We start from the raw sequence: 2439 nt of genomic DNA, 5'->3' as shown, positions 1-2439 counted from the left end.
GGTCTCGCAGTCAAGCTCCCTTCTGCCTTTACACTCTACGAATGATTTCCAACCATTCTGAGGGAACCTTTGGGCGCCTCCGTTACACTTTAGGAGGCGACCGCCCCAGTCAAACTGCCCGTCTGACACTGTCTCCCACCCCGGTGAGGGGTGCGGGTTAGAGTGGTCATGTCACAAGGGTAGTATCCCACCGTTGCCTCCTCCGAAACTGGCGTCCCGGATTCTTCAGCTCCTACCTATCCTGTACATGTGACACAAACACTCAATATCAAACTACAGTAAAGCTCCATGGGGTCTTTCCGTCCTGTCGCGGGTAACCTGCATCTTCACAGGTACTATAATTTCACCGAGTCTCTCGTTGAGACAGTGCCCAGATCGTTACGCCTTTCGTGCGGGTCGGAACTTACCCGACAAGGAATTTCGCTACCTTAGGACCGTTATAGTTACGGCCGCCGTTTACTGGGGCTTCAATTCAAAGCTTCGCTTGCGCTAACCTCTCCTCTTAACCTTCCAGCACCGGGCAGGCGTCAGCCCCTATACGTCATCTTTCGATTTTGCAGAGACCTGTGTTTTTGATAAACAGTCGCCTGGGCCTATTCACTGCGGCTGGTATTGCTACCAGCACCCCTTCTCCCGAAGTTACGGGGTCATTTTGCCGAGTTCCTTAACGAGAGTTCGCTCGCTCACCTTAGGATTCTCTCCTCAACTACCTGTGTCGGTTTGCGGTACGGGTCCTATAAATCTTGCTAGAAGCTTTTCTCGGCAGTGTGACATCAGAAACTTCGGTACTAAACTTCCCTCCCCGTCACAGCTTGTCGCATCCGTGATAAGCATTTGACTCATCAGCCGACTCACTGCTTGGGCGTACACTTCCAGTCGTACGCTTTTCTTAGCCTCCTGCGTCCCTCCATTGCTCAAACGATTTATAGAAGTACAGGAATATCAACCTGTTGTCCATCGACTACGCCTATCGGCCTCGCCTTAGGTCCCGACTAACCCTGGGAGGACGAGCCTTCCCCAGGAAACCTTAGTTATTCGGTGGACGGGATTCTCACCCGTCTTTCGCTACTCATACCGGCATTCTCACTTCTAAGCGCTCCACATGTCCTTACGGTCATGCTTCACCGCCCTTAGAACGCTCTCCTACCACTGGACCATAAGGTCCAATCCACAGCTTCGGTAATCTGTTTAGCCCCGTTACATTTTCGGCGCAGGGTCACTCGACTAGTGAGCTATTACGCACTCTTTGAATGATGGCTGCTTCTAAGCCAACATCCTAGTTGTCTGTGCAACCCCACATCCTTTTCCACTTAACAGATATTTTGGGACCTTAGCTGGTGGTCTGGGCTGTTTCCCTTTCGACTACGGATCTTATCACTCGCAGTCTGACTCCCGGATATAAATACATGGCATTCGGAGTTTATCTGAATTCGGTAACCCGAGATGGGCCCCTAGTCCAAACAGTGCTCTACCTCCACGATTCTTGATTCCGAGGCTAGCCCTAAAGCTATTTCGGAGAGAACCAGCTATCTCCAAGTTCGATTGGAATTTCTCCGCTACCCACACCTCATCCAAGCACTTTTCAACGTGCCCTGGTTCGGTCCTCCAGTGCGTTTTACCGCACCTTCAACCTGGACATGGGTAGATCACTTGGTTTCGGGTCTACGTCCACATACTACATGCGCCCTATTCAGACTCGCTTTCGCTACGGCTCCGACTCTTCATCTTAACCTCGCATGTAAACGTAACTCGCCGGTTCATTCTACAAAAGGCACGCCATCACCCATTAACGGGCTCTGACTACTTGTAAGCACACGGTTTCAGGTACTCTTTCACTCCCCTCCCGGGGTTCTTTTCACCTTTCCCTCACGGTACTGGTTCACTATCGGTCACTAGGTAGTATTTAGCCTTGCCAGATGGTCCTGGCGGATTCCGACGGGATTCCTCGTGTCCCGCCGTACTCAGGATGCTAGTAGAGTTCATCAAGATGTCGCGTACAGGATTGTCACCTTCTTTGATGGGCCTTTCCAGACCACTTCTGCTATCTTGATTTCTTCTCACGTTCTAGTCCTACAACCCCAACAAGCAAGCTCGTTGGTTTGGGCTCCTCCCGTTTCGCTCGCCGCTACTCAGGGAATCGATTTTTCTTTCTCTTCCTGCAGGTAATGAGATGTTTCAGTTCCCTGCGTGTACCTCCTAATGAGCTATGTATTCACTCATTGGTAACACCCTATGAAAGGTGTTGGGTTCCCCCATTCGGAAATCTTTGGATCTTAGCTTACTTACAGCTCCCCAAAGCATATCGGTGTTAGTTCCGTCCTTCTTCGGCTCCTAGTACCAAGGCATCCACCGTGCGCCCTTATTCACTTAACCGTTGGTTAAATGTCGCATAGCGTTGCGTTTTGTTAAAAAACTCTTTTCGTTAGATGTTACTCTAAC

Annotated in this window: 1 rRNA gene; it reads right to left on the bottom strand. The window is 50.5% G+C overall.

Annotated features, from left to right (window positions below):
* Nucleotides 1–2373 (bottom strand): 23S ribosomal RNA (locus tag ADH02_RS00025); the annotation flags it as partial.
* Nucleotides 2374–2439 lie beyond the last annotated feature (66 nt).

This window comes from Streptococcus sp. 263_SSPC, assembly GCF_001071995.1.
GTDB lineage: Bacteria > Bacillota > Bacilli > Lactobacillales > Aerococcaceae > Granulicatella.
This window is presented reverse-complemented; position numbering and strand designations above follow the sequence as displayed.